At 61.5% G+C, this 15835-nt stretch carries 14 protein-coding genes; 3 read left to right on the top strand and 11 right to left on the bottom strand.

The window, feature by feature from the left end:
- Positions 1–160 precede the first annotated feature (160 nt).
- The 5 genes from fabG to AC07OJ_RS15465 all read right to left on the bottom strand — a co-directional run bounded on the left by fabG (position 161) and on the right by AC07OJ_RS15465 (position 3742).
- Positions 161–904 (bottom strand): 3-oxoacyl-ACP reductase FabG, encoded by a 744-nt coding sequence (gene fabG / locus AC07OJ_RS15485; RefSeq protein WP_065909285.1) that lies wholly within the window; start codon positions 902–904, stop codon positions 161–163.
- A 31-nt stretch (positions 905–935) separates the two neighbouring features.
- Entirely contained in the window at positions 936–1874 is a 939-nt protein-coding gene (fabD, locus tag AC07OJ_RS15480) for an ACP S-malonyltransferase (RefSeq protein WP_106802861.1), read from the bottom strand.
- A gap of 126 nt (positions 1875–2000) precedes the next feature.
- Positions 2001–3011 carry a phosphate acyltransferase PlsX gene (plsX, locus tag AC07OJ_RS15475; protein ID WP_083221498.1) on the bottom strand — a complete coding sequence of 337 codons (1011 nt, stop codon included), beginning with the start codon at positions 3009–3011 and terminating at the stop codon, positions 2001–2003.
- A 4-nt stretch (positions 3012–3015) separates the two neighbouring features.
- Entirely contained in the window at positions 3016–3198 is a 183-nt protein-coding gene (rpmF, locus tag AC07OJ_RS15470; protein ID WP_003179396.1) for a 50S ribosomal protein L32, read from the bottom strand.
- A 13-nt stretch (positions 3199–3211) separates the two neighbouring features.
- Positions 3212–3742 carry a YceD family protein gene (locus tag AC07OJ_RS15465; RefSeq protein ID WP_010566563.1) on the bottom strand — a complete coding sequence of 177 codons (531 nt, stop codon included), beginning with the start codon at positions 3740–3742 and terminating at the stop codon, positions 3212–3214.
- 105 nt (positions 3743–3847) lie between these two features.
- Between AC07OJ_RS15465 and AC07OJ_RS15460 the strand changes: the two genes are divergently transcribed.
- Positions 3848–4426, top strand: a complete 579-nt coding sequence (locus AC07OJ_RS15460) for a Maf family protein (protein ID WP_495094761.1) — start codon at positions 3848–3850, stop codon at positions 4424–4426.
- A gap of 130 nt (positions 4427–4556) precedes the next feature.
- On the opposite strand, the gene AC07OJ_RS15455 is transcribed toward AC07OJ_RS15460, so the two are convergent.
- The 3 genes from AC07OJ_RS15455 to rluC are packed head-to-tail and all read right to left on the bottom strand — an operon-like array spanning position 4557 to position 7170.
- Complete coding sequence (locus AC07OJ_RS15455; protein ID WP_495094760.1) at positions 4557–5540, bottom strand: S49 family peptidase; 984 nt, start codon at positions 5538–5540, stop codon at positions 4557–4559.
- 21 nt (positions 5541–5561) lie between these two features.
- Positions 5562–6224 (bottom strand): HAD-IA family hydrolase, encoded by a 663-nt coding sequence (locus tag AC07OJ_RS15450; RefSeq protein ID WP_120449549.1) that lies wholly within the window; start codon positions 6222–6224, stop codon positions 5562–5564.
- Positions 6211–7170, bottom strand: coding sequence for a 23S rRNA pseudouridine(955/2504/2580) synthase RluC (rluC, locus tag AC07OJ_RS15445; RefSeq protein WP_028617584.1), 960 nt, complete (start codon positions 7168–7170; stop codon positions 6211–6213). Before rluC ends, AC07OJ_RS15450 begins: the two co-directional genes overlap by 14 nt.
- Positions 7171–7928: 758 nt before the next feature.
- Here rluC and rne point away from each other — a divergent pair.
- Complete coding sequence (gene rne, locus AC07OJ_RS15440; RefSeq protein ID WP_495094759.1) at positions 7929–11192, top strand: ribonuclease E; 3264 nt, start codon at positions 7929–7931, stop codon at positions 11190–11192.
- Positions 11193–11309: 117 nt separating this feature from the next.
- Here rne and AC07OJ_RS15435 read toward each other — a convergent pair whose 3' ends face one another.
- From AC07OJ_RS15435 to AC07OJ_RS15425, 3 genes are all read right to left on the bottom strand, one after another.
- Complete coding sequence (locus tag AC07OJ_RS15435; protein ID WP_495094758.1) at positions 11310–11906, bottom strand: nucleotidyltransferase family protein; 597 nt, start codon at positions 11904–11906, stop codon at positions 11310–11312.
- A complete protein-coding gene (locus tag AC07OJ_RS15430) occupies positions 11903–12889 on the bottom strand; it encodes an XdhC family protein (RefSeq protein WP_495094757.1) in 987 nt (328 codons plus the stop codon). The genes AC07OJ_RS15435 and AC07OJ_RS15430 overlap by 4 nt, the downstream gene beginning before the upstream one ends.
- Before the next feature lie 259 nt (positions 12890–13148).
- Complete coding sequence (locus AC07OJ_RS15425; RefSeq protein WP_065909268.1) at positions 13149–14483, bottom strand: dicarboxylate/amino acid:cation symporter; 1335 nt, start codon at positions 14481–14483, stop codon at positions 13149–13151.
- Positions 14484–14822: 339 nt separating this feature from the next.
- Between AC07OJ_RS15425 and AC07OJ_RS15420 the strand changes: the two genes are divergently transcribed.
- Positions 14823–15821 carry an AraC family transcriptional regulator gene (locus tag AC07OJ_RS15420; RefSeq protein WP_065909264.1) on the top strand — a complete coding sequence of 333 codons (999 nt, stop codon included), beginning with the start codon at positions 14823–14825 and terminating at the stop codon, positions 15819–15821.
- The last annotated feature ends 14 nt before the right edge of the window (positions 15822–15835 follow it).

Below are 15835 nucleotides of genomic sequence, written 5' to 3'. Positions count from 1 at the left end.
GCAGCTGGCCAGTGGGTAAGTGTATAGAAAGCCTTTTCAGCTTTTCAACTGAAAGCTTCACCCTGTACCCGGTCGGCCACCTGCCTATAAATTAAGTTGCAGCTTTATAACGGATTTTAGACAGCTCGTATGACATTTTTTTGAAGCGATCCGTCACAATTTAACTCATGTACATCCCGCCGTTCACCGGGATTGTAGCCCCAGTCACGTATGCCGCACCGTCGGATGCCAGGAAAGCGACCACATTCGCGATCTCTTGAGCCTGGCCCAGACGGCCCAGCGGAATCTGCGTCAGCAAGCCTTCACGCTGTGCTTCCGGCAGCTCGCGGGTCATATCGGTGTCGATGAACCCTGGGGCCACCGAGTTGACCGTAATCGACCGCGAACCGACTTCACGTGCCAATGCACGGCTGAAACCTTCCAGACCGGCCTTGGCGGACGCGTAGTTTACTTGGCCTGCGTTGCCCATGGCACCCACTACGGAGCCAATATTGATAATTCGGCCCCAACGCGCCTTGGTCATGCCGCGCAAAACACCCTTGGACAGGCGAAACAGACTGTTCAAGTTGGTATCGACCACGTCGTACCACTCGTCGTCTTTCATGCGCATCATCAGGTTATCGCGGGTAATCCCGGCATTGTTCACCAGAATCGCCGGCGCGCCGAACTGTGCGGTGATCTCGGCCAGTACGGCAGCCACGGATTCATCGCTGGTCACGTTCAGCTCAAGGCCGGTGCCCTGTACGCCGTTTTCCTTCAGGGTCGCGGCGATACGCTCGGCACCCGAGGCGGAAGTCGCGGTGCCGATCACAACGGCGCCCTGACGGCCCAGTTCCAGGGCGATCGCCTGGCCAATGCCACGGCTTGCGCCGGTAACCAGTGCAACTTTACCTTGCAGACTCATGCAGGCTTCTCCTAAGTTCGGGGATCAGGTTTCAGGCCTGTGCCGCAAGCGCGGCAGCGAAGGCATCCGGGGTATTGAGGTTGGCAGTCGACACGCCGTCGGCGCAGCGCTTGTTCAGGCCGGCCAGGACTTTGCCCGGGCCGCACTCGACCAGTTCAGTGGCGCCATTGGCAGCCAGGGTCTGCACCGATTCTACCCAACGCACGGGCTTGTAGAGCTGCTCCAGCAGGTCGCGCTTGAGGGTGTCGAGGTCTGCAGCCACGGCTGCGCTGACGTTCTGCACCAGCGGAATCTGCGGCGCCTGCCAGTTGATGGCAGCGATGGACTCGGCAAAACGCTCGGCCGCCGGGCGCATCAGCTCACAGTGCGACGGCACGCTGACCGGCAACGGCAGGGCGCGTTTGGCACCGCGGGCCTTGCAGCCTTCAATGGCGCGTTCGACAGCCGCCTTGGCACCGGCGATCACCACCTGGCCAGGGGAGTTGAAGTTCACCGCGCTGACCACTTCGCCCTGGGCCGCTTCGGCGCAGGCTTCGATCACCACGGCATCGTCCAGACCCAGGATAGCGGCCATGCCGCCCTGCCCGGCCGGAACGGCCTCTTGCATCAACTGGCCACGACGCTCAACCAGCTTGACCGCCTCACCCAGGGTCAGGCTGCCCGCCGCCACCAGGGCGCTGTACTCACCCAGGCTGTGACCGGCAACGAATGCCGGACGCGCGCCGCCTTGTGCCAGCCACAAGCGCCACAGGGCGATCGAAGCGGTCAGGATGGCCGGCTGGGTCTTGTCGGTTTGATTGAGTTGCTCTTCCGGCCCCTGCTGGGTCAGTGCCCACAGGTCGTAACCCAGGGCATCGGAAGCTTCCTTGAAGGTATCCAGGACCTGCGGATATTGCGCGCCCAGCTCGGCCAGCATGCCGAGGGACTGCGAACCCTGCCCTGGAAAGACGAATGCGAGGGATGTAGACATGTAACAAGCCCCTAATGATCTGGTCGTCGGAAATCGACGCCCCTACGGTGGGAGCGCACGAAACTGACAGATTGGATGGTCAATTGAACTGGCCGGTCACATTTAAGCATTCCCGGGCCGATTCGCCTAAGGCAACAGGTCCTCGAGACGGCCGTGCAAGCGTTGCGGCAGGTTTTCCTGGATCTCGATCAAGGCCCGTGCAATCGCGCTCTGAAAGCCTTCCACACCAGCAGAACCATGGCTCTTCACCACAATGCCCTGCAAGCCGAGAAAACTCGCACCGTTATGCCGCGCCGGCGCCAGGTCAGCCTGCAGGCGCCGCATCAATGGCAGTGCCAGGGCACCGACCAGGCGCGACGCCAGATTCTGCTTGAACAAGGCCTCGATACGCGCAGCAATCATGGTCGCCAGGCCTTCGCTGGATTTGAGCAGGATATTGCCGACAAACCCGTCGCACACCACCACATCCGCTTCGCCACGGTACAGGCCATCACCTTCGACGAAGCCTACGTAGTTCAAACCCCGCGCACCCTGCAGCAAGGTGGCGGCCAGCTTGACCTGCTGGTTGCCCTTGATGTCTTCGGTACCGATATTCAGCAAGGCCACACGCGGGCGCGCCACGCCCAAGGCTTCGGCAGCCACCGAGCCCATCACTGCGAACTGGAACAGGTGCTCGGCACTGCAATCGACATTTGCCCCCAGGTCCAGCAGTTGGCAGTAGCCTTTCTGCGTCGGAATCGCGGCCACCATCGCCGGCCGGTCAATCCCCGGCAGCGTCTTGAGCACGTGTCGGGACAGCGCCATCAACGCCCCGGTATTGCCGGCACTGACACAGGCTTGCACCTTGCCATCACGCAGCAACTCAAGGGCCACCCGCATCGAAGAGTCGGGCTTGCCGCGCAGGGCTGCCGCCGGCTTGTCATCCATGCTGATGGTTTCGCTGGCTGGCGTAATCGTCAGGCGCGCGCGATCCACCGCCGGATGGCTGGCAATCAATTCTTCAAGAAGGGAGGGTTGACCGACAAGGGTCAGGTGCAGCGAGGGTGTGGCAGACAGGCTGGCAATGCAGGCCTGAACAATGCTGCGGGGACCGAAGTCCCCGCCCATTGCGTCAATCGCGATGACTAGGGCAGACAAGTGATTACTCGTCAGCGCCCTTGTCGATCACTTTACGGCCACGGTATACGCCTTCTGGCGATACGTGGTGACGCAGGTGAACTTCACCGGTGGTCTTTTCTACGGACAGGGTGCTAGCCTCGAGAGCGTCGTGCGAACGGCGCATGTCACGGGCGGAGCGGGATTTTTTGTTCTGCTGAACAGCCATAATTGATTAACTCCTAAACGTTTGGGTCACGCTTTAACTGCGCCAATACACTGAACGGGTTGGACCGCGTTACCTCGTCCTCGCTCGGTTCGGGCTCGTCATCGAGGCCCGCCGGCTGCTGGCATTCTTCCGGATGATGAGCAGGCACAATGGGCAAGGCGAGCAAAAGCTCCTCCTCGATCAGTGCATGCAGATCCAAAGGATCTTCGCCCAGTTCCAGCACGTCATAACCTTTCGGCAACGACTGGGTATTCGCACCCTCCTTCACCACAGCATAACTGCACTCGCTGTGGATCGGCAGGGTGACCAGCTCAAGACAACGCTGGCAAACCATTTTGACTTCGGTGTCGATAAAGCTGTGAATTACCACAGATTTACGTTCATCTCGTTCAAAAACGAATTTGGCCTGCACCGTACCGACAGTGTCGGAAAGCGGGTCGCAGAGTCTCTCCAAATCGGCCAGCAGCAACTCACCTTGAAGGGAGGTGCCACGATCAGCCAATTTGCGCGGGTCAACGTGAGGTGGAATCGGGTCATTCAACATAGGCGCAGCATTATAGGGATGCACCCGGCCATGTCAAAGGAAATTCAGCCCTGTGCGTCAGCCGGTCGCCCCGCTAGAATCCCCGGCTGCCTTGAGGAGACGCCCATGCTGCCTTTATTACTCGCATCCAGCTCGGTTTATCGCCGGGAATTGCTCAGCCGCCTGCACGTGCCGTTCATCTGCAGCTCGCCGGATATCGACGAAAGCCACCGTGCAAATGAATCCGCCGTCGACCTGGTCAAGCGCCTGGCCGAAGAGAAAGCCCGCGCCCTCGCCGCCCGTCATCCAGGCCATTTGATCATCGGCTCCGACCAAGTGGCCGCGCTCGACGGCCGGATCATCGGCAAGCCCCACACCTTCGAGAACGCCCGCGAACAATTGCTGGCAGCCAGCGGCAAGCGTGTGAGCTTTCTGACGGGCCTGGCGCTGCTGAACAGCGAGACAGGGCACTGCCAGGTCGACTGTGTGCCGTTTACCGTGCACATGCGGGTGCTGGACGTTGAGCGTGTTGAGCGCTATCTGCGGATCGAGCAGCCGTATGACTGCGCAGGGAGCTTCAAGGCTGAAGGCTTGGGTGTGAGCCTGTTCCAGAGCACCGAAGGGCCGGACTCGACCAGCTTAGTGGGCCTACCACTGATACGACTGGTCGACATGCTGCTGGCCGAAGGCGTGCAAATCCCCTAAGCCCACCACCAAACTACTGTGGGAGCGGGCTTGCCTGCGATAGCGCTGGTCCTGCCACTCTGGATGTCGACTGGCCAACTGCTATCGCGGGCAAGCCCGCTCCCACATGTGAATCGATGCGCCTGCTGGATCAGCGCAGGGCCGGGCCTTGGAAGCCCATGTAGAACGCCAGCTTCTCGGCCACGCTGGCACCCAGCCGCTTGGAGAAGCGATCAAACGGCGATTCCTCAACCGTGAAATCCACCAGCTCTTTCTCGCCAATCACATCGCGCGCCACCGAGCTGGCACTGCCCAGGCCATCGATCAAGCCCAGCGGCAACGCCTGCTCGCCCGACCACACCAGCCCGGAGAACAGCTCCGGATGGTCTTTGTCCTTGAGGCGATCACCGCGCCCCTGCTTCACGCTGGCGATGAATTGACGGTGGGTGGTGTCAAGCACGCCCTGCCAGAACTGGGTTTCATCGGCCTTTTGCGGCTGGAACGGATCGAGGAAGGCCTTGTGCTCACCCGAGGTGTAGGTGCGACGCTCCACGCCGAGCTTCTCCATGGTGCCGACAAAGCCGTAACCGGCCGCCGTTACACCGATGGAACCGACCAGGCTGGCCTTGTCGGCATAGATCTGGTCAGCAGCGCTGGCGATGTAATAGGCGCCCGAGGCACCCAGGTCGGAAATCACCGCGTACAGCTTGATATCCGGGTGCAGGCCGCGCAGACGACGAATCTCGTCGTACACATAACCCGATTGCACCGGGCTGCCGCCGGGACTGTTGATGCGCAGGATCACACCCTTGACCTTGGGGTCTTCGAACGCGGCACGCAGGCTGCTGACAATATTGTCGGCGCTGGCCGACTCCTTGTCGGCAATCACCCCGCGCACTTCAATCAGGGCAGTGTAGTTGGCGCCGCGGGTTGCGCTTTTTTCCATGTCCATCAACGGACTGAACAACGCGAGCATGGCAATAAGCCAGACAAAGGTCAGCAACTTGAAGAAAATCCCCCAACGCCGTGCCCGGCGCTGCTCCTGGACACTGGCCAGGAGGGTTTTCTCCAGCAGCTTCCAGCTCTTGTCATCACTGCTATCGGCCTTTTCGGGCGCTTTCCACTCGTCACTCATGCCATTAACCCCAGCAAAGACTTATCGGGCCTGGCTGAGCCAGGCCTGCAGTTCAGAAAAATGATCAATCGTCAGCCTGGGCTCGTATTGCTGCAAGGCTTCAGCTGCCTGGGCACCGTAGCTGACCGCCACGCTGTCCATGCCGGCATTGCGCGCCATCATCAGGTCGAAAGAAGCATCGCCCACCATCAGTGCCTGGCGCGGCGCTACACCACAATGCGCCAGGATCTGCTCAAGCATCAGAGGGTGAGGTTTGCTGGCAGTTTCATCCGCGGCGCGGGTGATATCGAAGAAGTCTTCAAAACCATGCGCCTTGAGCACCCGATCCAGCCCGCGACGGGCCTTGCCGGTGGCAACAGCGAGGTGGTAACCCTCGGCGCGAAACGCTTCCAACGACTGCATCACGCCCTCGAACAACGGCGAAGGCGTGGCCTCCAGCGCAATGTAGTGATCGGCGTAATGGTCGCGGAACGCCACCAGCTCAGCGTCGCTGATCTGCGGGTACAGGGTGCGAATCGCCTCCGGCAAGCCCAGGCCGATGATGCCCTTGACTGCCAGGTCGCTGCACAGTGCGTAGCCGGAACGGGTCGAAGCGGCGTGCATTGACTCAACAATCCGGCCAATGGAATTACACAGGGTGCCGTCCCAATCGAAAATCAGCAGTTTGTAATCAAGGTGCGACACTCAAACGCTCCACGGTCTTGGCCCACATCTCATCGACCGGCGCCTGCAGCTTCAGCTCGCCGCCGTCGGGCAGCGGCACAGTGAGCATGTAGGCGTGCAGGAACAGGCGCTTGCCGCCCAGGTCGCGGATCTCCTTGGAGAAATCCTCATCGCCGTACTTGGTGTCACCGGCAATGCAGTGGCCTGCGTGCAGCGTGTGGACGCGAATCTGATGGGTACGCCCGGTGACCGGCTTGGCCTCGACCAGGGTGGCGAAATCGCCGAAACGGCGCAGCACCTTGAACAGGGTCAGGGCTTCTTTGCCCTCCTCGTCCACTTCAACCATGCGCTCGCCGGAACGCAGGTTGCTCTTCTGCAACGGCGCACGAACGCTCTTGATCGAACTGGCCCAGTTGCCGCGCACCAGCGCCATGTAGCGCTTGTCCACGCCATCGCCACGCAGGGCGGTATGCAGGTGGCGCAACATGCTGCGTTTTTTGGCAATCATCAGCAGGCCGGAGGTGTCACGGTCCAGGCGATGGACCAGCTCCAGCTCCTTGGCATCCGGGCGCAACTGACGAAAGGCTTCGATCACGCCGAAATTCAGGCCGCTGCCGCCGTGAACCGCAATGCCGCAGGGCTTGTTGATCACGATCAGCTTGTTGTCTTCGAAGACAATCGAGGCTTCAAGGCGCTGCAACAGGCCCTGGGCCAACGGTACAGGCTCGTCGCGTTCTGGCACGCGCACCGGTGGCACACGGACGATATCGCCCGCCTGCAACTTGTACTCGGGCTTGATGCGGCCCTTGTTCACGCGCACTTCGCCTTTACGCAAGATGCGGTAAATCAAGGTCTTGGGCACGCCTTTGAGCCTGGCCAGGAGAAAATTGTCGATGCGTTGGCCGGCATATTCCGGCGAGACCTCGAGCAGCTGGACGCTGGGGGTCTGGGGGGCGGTAGTCGTCATGGCGGCGATGATAACAATTTTTTATGGAATTGAAGCACTTAATCATTGCTGCTATAGTCGCGAACGCCGCCAAAAGCGGCCTGGACAGAGGACTTGCGGCAAACTGCCGGCCCTGACCATCGCAATTCATCAGGACGCGAGGCCGTCCTACGGGGCTTTCGCCACCCTGGAAGGCTCGAGATTGTAACAAGCGCAGGTGACATGAGGCCTGAAGCGAGTGCAGAAAGCAGAGTGAATACTCGCATTCTGCGCCGATATTTACGGCCAGTTCACAAAGTGCAGTCAGTCTTGGGCCAGACCATGGCGAATGTTTCGGAAACAACGCCTGTTAAGAGCTGAGTGAGAGCGCAGTCGCCCACACCTAGTCTTGTTTAGCCATGAGCGTGGACTCCCCATTGGAGAACACGGTAAATGCCAACCCGCTGCGGATTCTGCGCGCGGCAGCACCCGAATTATCAGGGATACGTGTAGGGTGGAGATGCACAACCGTCGGACCGTGTAGCACTAGGCTTATATTTAGACGCTTCATCTCGTCCACAGTCGCCGGTTGATTCCTCCTCCTGACCTTAGCTTTTGTTGAAGTGGTGCCTTTGTCACCACCGCTAACAAGCAGGACGCGTCCGTCGCGATACCGGCCCAATTGGCAGGTTTTGCTGGACACTGGAGTGGCCAACCACTCTTGACGCACCTGACACCGACCGTGAGAAGTCGTGTGTGCCGAACGCCGTTTCCGGCAGCCCGGAAACCGACGGTACAACATGAAAAGAATGCTGATTAACGCAACTCAACCCGAAGAGTTGCGTGTTGCACTGGTAGATGGCCAACGCCTCTACGACCTGGACATCGAATCCGGTGCACGCGAGCAAAAGAAGGCCAACATCTATAAAGGCCGTATTACTCGCATCGAACCAAGCCTTGAGGCTGCCTTTGTCGATTTCGGCTCCGAGCGCCACGGCTTCCTGCCCCTCAAAGAAATCTCCCGCGAATACTTCAAGAAAGCCCCTGAAGGCCGCGTGAACATCAAGGACGTCCTGAGCGAAGGCCAGGAAGTCATCGTCCAGGTCGAAAAAGAAGAACGTGGCAACAAGGGCGCCGCCCTGACCACCTTCATCAGCCTGGCCGGTCGTTACCTGGTACTGATGCCGAACAACCCGCGTGCCGGCGGTATTTCCCGTCGCATCGAAGGCGAAGAGCGCAACGAACTGCGTGAAGCGCTGAACGGTTTGATCGCACCGGCCGACATGGGCCTGATCGTTCGCACTGCCGGCCTGGGCCGCAGCAGCGAAGAAATGCAGTGGGACCTCGACTACCTGCTGCAGCTGTGGACCGCCATCAAGGAAGCGTCCCTGGATCGTTCCGCGCCGTTCCTGATCTATCAGGAAAGCAACGTGATCATCCGCGCTATCCGCGATTACCTGCGCCAGGACATCGGCGAAGTGCTGATCGACAGCGTTGAAGCCCAGGACGAAGCCCTGACCTTCATTCGCCAGGTAATGCCGCAGTACGCCAGCAAGATCAAGCTCTACGAAGACAGCGTGCCGCTGTTCAACCGTTTCCAGATCGAAAGCCAGATCGAGACCGCTTTCCAGCGCGTCGTCGAACTGCCTTCCGGCGGCTCCATCGTGATCGACCCGACCGAAGCCCTGGTGTCCATCGACATCAACTCGGCGCGCGCCACGAAAGGTAGCGACATCGAAGAAACCGCCCTGCAGACCAACCTGGAAGCGGCTGAAGAAATCGCCCGCCAGCTGCGCCTGCGTGACATCGGCGGCCTGATCGTGATCGACTTCATCGACATGACCCCCGCCAAGAACCAGCGCGCCGTGGAAGAGAAAGTCCGCGAATGCCTGGAAGCCGACCGTGCCCGCGTGCAAGTTGGCCGCATTTCGCGCTTCGGCCTGCTGGAAATGTCCCGTCAGCGCCTGCGCCCATCCCTGGGTGAGAGCAGCGGCATCGTTTGCCCACGCTGCAACGGCACCGGCATCATCCGTGATGTTGAATCGCTGTCGCTGGCGATCCTGCGCCTGATCGAAGAAGAAGCCCTGAAAGACCGCACCGCCGAAGTCCGCGCGCAAGTGCCGATCCCGGTTGCAGCCTTCCTGCTCAACGAAAAACGCAACTCGATCACCAAGATCGAACTGCGCACCCGTGCCCGCATCGTGATCCTGCCGAACGATCACCTTGAGACCCCGCACTTCGAAGTCCAGCGCCTGCGCGACGACAGCCCGGAAGCCCACAGCGGCCAGTCCAGCTACGAAATCGCCGCTGCCGCTGCCGAAGTGGAAGAAGTCCAGCCAGCCGCTGCGACCCGCACCCTGGTTCGCCAGGAAGCAGCCGTGAAGACGGCACCGGCGCGTGCCAACGCACCGGTACCGACTGAAGTTGCCGCCCCGGTTGCCGCGCCGGCCGCCCTGCCTGAGCCAAGCCTGTTCAAGGGTCTGGTGAAGTCGCTGGTCAGCCTGTTCGCCACCAAGGAAGAGCCGGCAGCGCCGGTGGTGGTGGAAAAACCTGCCGCTGAGCGTCCAGCCCGTAACGAAGAGCGTCGCAACGGTCGCCAGCAAAGCCGTAACCGCAACGGTCGCCGTGACGAAGAGCGCAAGCCTCGCGAAGAACGTGCTCCACGTGAAGAACGCGCACCCCGCGAAGAGCGCGCGCCACGCGAAGCCCGTGAAGACACGCCAGCCGTAGCCCGTGAAGAACGTGCACCGCGTGAAGAGCGCGCACCGCGCACTCCACGTGCACCGCGTGAAGATCGCAAGCCACGTGGCGAGCGTGAAGAGCGCGTGCGTGAACTGCGCGAGCCGCTGGACGCTGCACCTGCCGTTGCCGCTGCTGCCGGCGCTGTCGCTGCTGAAGAGCGTCCAGCTCGCCAGCCACGCGAAGAGCGCGCCCCTCGCGAAGAGCGCCAGCCGCGCCCACCGCGTGAAGAGCGCCAGCCACGTGCCGAGCAAGCCGCTGCTGCCAGCGAAGAAGAAGTGCTGACCGGCGAAGAGCAACTGCAGGACGACGGTCAGGACAACGCCGAAGGCGATCGTCCACGCCGCCGCTCCCGTGGCCAGCGTCGTCGCAGCAACCGTCGTGAGCGTCAGCGTGATGCCAACGGCAATGTGATCGAAGGCTCGGAAGAAGCCGGCGAAAACGCAGAAGCCGCGACCAGCGAACCGACCGGCGCCGAACTGGCTGCAGGCCTGGCCGTTACCGCCGCCGTGGCCAGCTCGGTGATCAGCGCCCCTGCTGAAGCCCAGGCGCACGAGCAAGCTGAACGTGCTACCGCCGCTGTCGAAGAAACCGTTGTGGTTGAAGCACCTGTCGCGCACACCCCAGTGGAAGAAGCGCCAGCTGTTGAAGCACCGGTCGTAGAAGCCACCACCCCGATCGAAGCCCCAGTGGTGCCGGAAGTGGAAGTGGCCCCGGTGGTTCGCGAAGTTCGCGAAGCCCAGCCGGAAGCCGAAGTGGCCGCTGTCGAGCCAGCACCGGTGGTTGAGTCTCAGCCTGTGGTTGAAGCCGCCGTTGAAGCACCAGCTGAAGCCCCGGTTGTCGAAGAAGCTGCCCCGGCAGTGCGTGAAGTTCGCGAAGAACAGACCGCCTTCCAGTGGACCGCCCCTGAGCCAGCCGCCCCGATTGAAGCGCCAGCACCTGCCCCTGTGGTAGAGCAAGCGCCAGCGCCGGTGGTTGAAGCCGTGGTTGCCGAGCCTGCGCCGGTGGTCGAGCCTCAGCCAGTGGTTGAAGCGCCAGTGGTTGCCGAAGTCGCCGCTCCGGTGGTTGAAGCAGCACCTGCCAGCGCCCTGACCGAAAATGGTCGTGCGCCGAACGATCCACGTGAAGTGCGCCGTCGTCGCAAAGAAGCCGAGGCAGCCGCCGCTGCAGCAGCTGCTGCCGCCGAAGCACCGGCCCCGGCCGCTGAAGCCGTGGTTGAACACACTGCCCCGATCGTCGACGAAGCCCCGCGCGCCGTCGAAGAAGTGGCAGAGCACCACCCAAAGGCCCTGGAAGAAGAGCACGAGCCTAAACCTCTCGTCTGATTCCAACCGCCACTAAAAAGCCCCGCCTGAGTGATCAGGCGGGGCTTTTTATTGAGCGCAAGAAACCAAGCTTTATCCCTGGGATACATTCGCCTGGAGGCGCTTGCTGGCCGGCTCCTACCGTTGGATGGGGGAGAAATTCAAACTCTGCGGCAGGTCGACGTCCCAGAGTACGCCCGGATCATCTACCGACACCTCGCTGACGGTCGCCTGTGCAAACAGCGGCCTGGCCCCTCGGTCACCGGTCAGCGCCATCAGGCCCGGTGCCAGCGCCCGGTCAAACGCCACGGGATGCCCATACTGCCCATCCTGCAGCGGCACGCTGATACCGCCCTCCTCCAGCGCAGCGATCACCCGCTCGATGCTCGACGACTGCACAAACGGCATATCCCCCAGCACCACCAGCCAACCTTCAGCGGTGCCACTGGCCGCGACGGCCGCCGCAATGCTGTCGCCCATCCCCGCTGAATCCAGCAGCAACACTTCGCAGCCGTAGGCTTGCGCCAAGCGAATCACCTCAAGGCGCTCCGGCGAAGTCACCACCCAGCGCTTTACCACCCGCGGCGGCAGCGCCAAAAGCACCTGTTCGATCACCGGCCGCGTCACGCCATCCAGGCCGACGCAATCGGCGAGCAACTTGTCTTGATCGGCGCCGGCCTCGGCACGAAAACGACGGCCCTGGCCGGCCGCCAAAACAACCGCGGTAATCGTCACTCCGCCACCACCGGCAGCGGCTTTTTCTGCATTGGCACTACGCCATTCTTGATCGCGACAATTTCCGCCATCAGCGACAACGCGATCTCCGACGGCGTATGGCTGCCGATATGCAAACCAATCGGCCCGTGCAAACGCGCGATTGCCTCGGCAGACAAGCCCAGCGCCGCGAGGTTTTCCCGGCGCTTCTGGCTGTTGACCCGTGAGCCCAGCGCGCCGATGTAGAACGCGCTGGAATTCAACGCCGTCAGCAAGGCCATGTCGTCCAGCCGCGGGTCGTGGGTCAGGCAGACGATAGCGGTGCGCTCATCGGTCTGGATATTCAACACAGCCTCATCCGGCATGCCCGGCACAAAGCGGCCATGCTGCTCTTCCCAGCCGTAGACAAATTCGTCGCGTGGGTCGCAGATAAGGACTTCGAAATCCAGCAAGCGCGCCATTTCCGCCACGTAGCGTGACAGCTGCCCGGCACCGATCAACAGCAGGCGCCAGCGCGGGCCGTAGATGGCCCGCAAGCGCTCGCCATCAAAGCTGACGATGTCGGTCTTGCTCGCGCTGCTCAGGGTCACGGCGCCAGTGGCCAGGTCCAACTCGCGGGCGACAATTTCATGCGCTTCGCAGCGCGCCAGCAATTGCGCGACCCAGTCCCAATCCTGCACACGCTCCTCGGTCAGGCGCAGCGTGCCGCCGCAAGGCAGGCCGAAGCGCGCCGCTTCATCGCGGGTGACGCCGTAGGTGACCAACTGCACCGGCGGCCCGTCACCGGCCAGGCGGCCGTCCTGCAAGCGCGCAATCAGGTCATCCTCGATGCAACCGCCGGACACCGAGCCGATCACCACGCCGTCGCCACGCAGCGCCAACATGGCGCCCGGCGGCCGTGGTGCACTGCCCCAGGTCTGGACCACGCTGTACAACACCACCGGCTGACCGGCGCGACGCCATTCGAGCACGCTGCGCAAGACATTCAGATCCACACTGTCCATCAACACTCCTGCAAGCGTGCAGCGCAGCCAAGCGGCTGGCCAATGGATTTTAGAACGGGCAACCCTGCGCGAGTTTCATCAGCGTAGACCGACCCGGGTGAACGGCAGTCCCATAAAGACGGGCTTCAATGCAATCTGATGAAGTGTTTACTTAATGTAAATCAAAAATTCGAAAAAGTGATCCGCCCGAAACGCAAACGCCCCGAACAAGTCGGGGCGTTTGTGCGAAGCGTCGGTGTCAATTCACACCAGAAAGCGCTTACTTCACCGAAGCAGGAGCAGGACCTTCGGCGACGCCCAGGTCATCTTCCACACGGGTGTCGGAGATGCCGGTACCGCCGGAAGCCAACTCGCTGTGCAGCTTGTCGGTGTCCAGTTCCTTGACCCACTTGGCCACGACGATGGTGGCAACGGCGTTACCGACCAGGTTGGTCAGCGCGCGGGCTTCGGACATGAAGCGGTCGATACCCAGGATCAGCGCCAGGCCGGCAACCGGCAGGTGGCCCACGGCCGACAGGGTTGCAGCCAGTACGATGAAGCCGCTACCGGTCACGCCTGCAGCGCCTTTGGAGGACAGCAGCAGCACCAGCAGCAGGGTGATCTGGTGGGTGATGTCCATGTGGGTGTCAGTCGCCTGGGCGATGAACACGGCAGCCATGGTCAGGTAGATCGAAGTACCGTCGAGGTTGAACGAGTAGCCAGTCGGGATCACCAGGCCTACTACGGACTTCTTCGCGCCCAGGCGCTCCATCTTGATCAGCATGCGTGGCAGTGCGGATTCGGAGGAGGAAGTACCCAGCACGATCAGCAGTTCTTCACGGATGTAGCGAACCAGCTTCAGCACGCTGAAACCGTGCGCGCGGCAGATGGCGCCCAGCACCACGACCACGAACAGGATGCAGGTGATGTAGAAGCAGATCATCAGCTGGCCCAGTTGCACCAGCGAACCGACACCGTAGGCACCGATGGTGAACGCCATGGCGCCGAGGGCACCGATTGGGGCGAGCTTCATGATCATGTTGATGATGTTGAACATCACGTGCGCGAAGCGATCGATGAAGTCCAGGACCGGCTTGCCGTAGGCACCCAGGCGATGCAGGGCGAAACCGAAGATCACCGAGAACATCAGCACTTGCAGGATGTCGCCGTTGGCGAACGCACCGACGATAGTGTTCGGGATCACATTGAGGATGAAGCCAACCACGCTCTGGTCTGCACCGGCAGTCACGTAGGCCGCGACTTTGGAGGCGTCCAGGGTCGCCACGTCGATGTGCATGCCGGCGCCCGGTTGCACAACGTTGACGACGATCAGGCCGATCAGCAGGGCGATGGTGGAAACGATTTCGAAGTACAGCAGCGCGTAGCCGCCGGTTTTGCCGACCGATTTCATGCTTTGCATGCCAGCGATGCCGCTGACAACGGTGCAGAAGATGATCGGGGCGATGACCATTTTGATCAGCTTGATAAAGCCGTCACCCAGTGGCTTGAGGGCCACGCCGGTCTGTGGGTAGAAGTGACCGAGCAAAATACCGATAACGATTGCAACGATCACCTGGAAATACAGGGATTTGTAGATTGGCTGACGAGTCGTCATTGCAAAGTTCCTCAATCGTCCCGTGTGGCAAATATCCGCCATTGCCCACGACACTTGAATTGCGAACCCTCCTGCACTGGAGGGATTTGTTGTTTGCGAGGCTTGTAGGACCAGGCCTGCGCTGTTGTATGTATCGCAAACGGCGTGCCAGCTTTGGTAAAAATCCTACAGGCCTTTAGACATCAGGGCTGGGGGATTTCCGGCCCCTTCTAACGCAGGTAAACAGGTGGCGGATTTCCGCCCACTCGCCCAATCCCGTCCTACAATTTGGCGGATATCCGCCTTGTCCCTCTCCCAGGGGGTGGCTACCATCGGCCACTCCATGGACGAGGCCTTCGCATGCGTGAACGTACCATCGCCAGTCATTACGCCCGGGCGGCCCTCGGCGGTGCACGCCGAGCCGGCTACGATTATTCGGGCCTGCTGTTGCAAGTCGGTATCACCCCGCAATTACTGAGCGAACCTCGCGCCCGTATTGCACCGGAGCAATTTACCCGACTGCTGCAAATGCTCTGGCTGGCGCTGGACGACGAATACCTGGGCTTTGCCGACGGCCCAAGCAAACGCGGCACTTTCGCCATGATGTGCCACGCGCTGATCCACTGCCGCACCCTGGAGAAAGCGCTGGAACGCGGCTTATTATTTTATAGCCTATTCCCACAAGGTCCGCGCTGGCAGCTGACCCGCGAAGGCGACATGGCCCGCTTGAGCCTCGACGACTCGCAACTGTGGGACCCGGACCATTTCCTCAGCGAATGCCTGCTGGTGATCTGGCATCGCCTGGGCAGTTGGCTGATCGGCCAACGGATTCGGCTGCACCAGGCCACGTTCAGCTACCCGATGCCGGCCCATGCCACTGAATACGACCTGCTGTTTCCGTGCACCCTGGTGTTCGGCGCCTCGAGCAGCAGCCTGGTATTTCCCAGCCGCTACCTGAGCCTGCCGTTGCTGCAGGACGAGCGTACGCTCAAGCACTTCCTGGAACGCTCGCCGGCGGATTTGCTGTCGCGCCCCGATGAGGGCGATAGCCTGAGCAGCCAACTGCGGCGCCTGCTGAGCCGCGACCGCACGCCCTGGCCGGACCTGGAAGCCGTCGCCCAGCACCTGCACATCAGCCCGCAAACCCTGCGCCGGCATCTGCGAGAGGAAGGCACCAGTTTCCAGGCACTCAAGGATGAGCTGCGGCGGGACATCGCCATCTATCACCTGGGGCGGGCGGATCTGTCATTGCAGGAAATCGCCGAGCAGTTGGGATTTTCCGAACCGTCGGCGTTTCATCGGGCGTTCAAGAAGTGGACGGGGCTGACGCCGGGGGCTTACCGGGCGCAGGAAAGTTAGAGGTGTGCCGGCGA

Source organism: Pseudomonas sp. GW821-FHT09C08 (genome assembly GCF_059418125.1).
The sequence above is the reverse complement of the archived record's forward strand: the minus strand, read 5'-3'. Positions and strand labels throughout refer to the sequence as shown.